A 567-nucleotide genomic window follows, 5' to 3' on the forward strand; every position below is an offset into this window, starting at 1 on the left:
GGCGCCTGTTCCACGTCCTGGTATGCGGCGCGCAGCTGTTCCAGGAGCCGGACGAACGGTTCCTGCCAGCGGTCTGGCATGGACTGCAGCAGGGAGCGGGGCAGCACGAGGTAGTTGCTGTACGACAGCCCAAACCAGGTGTGGATGGTGTCGCTCTCGGGCCTCGGTGGTACCTGGAACGGCTCGTCATCGCGGGGCACGGCGACGATGTCGAGGCCGGCCCAGGAGGCCAGGCAGAGCAGGTCGTCGACGTAGGTCGTCCCACCGACGCCCTGGGTAATGCGGGACAGCGCGGCGGGCGTCACCTCGGCGGCCTGTGCGGCTTGGCGAAGGGTGAGGCCCTCTTTCTGCGCCCGCTCGGCTACGCCCTCGGCGACAACCCGCAGCAGAGGATCGAGGTCCGCACGGAACCGCTCCTCGGCGGCGCGGACGAGCTGGCCGAGGGCCTCGCGGCCCTGCCCGGTCAGCTCGTGGGCACCGAGGACGGTCACCGTGACGTCCTGGCCGTCCTTGTCCTGGATGACGAAGGAGCGGCACTGTTCCGGGGTGGCGCTTCGGCGGCCTGTT

Annotated in this window: 1 pseudogene; it reads right to left on the reverse strand. The window is 70.2% G+C overall.

The features are described from left to right. Positions 1–567 (reverse strand): annotated as a pseudogene (locus FREUN1FDRAFT_RS39295) (hypothetical protein); the annotation flags it as partial.

This window comes from Parafrankia sp. EUN1f, from assembly GCF_000177675.1.
Taxonomy (GTDB): Bacteria; Actinomycetota; Actinomycetes; order Frankiales; family Frankiaceae; genus Parafrankia.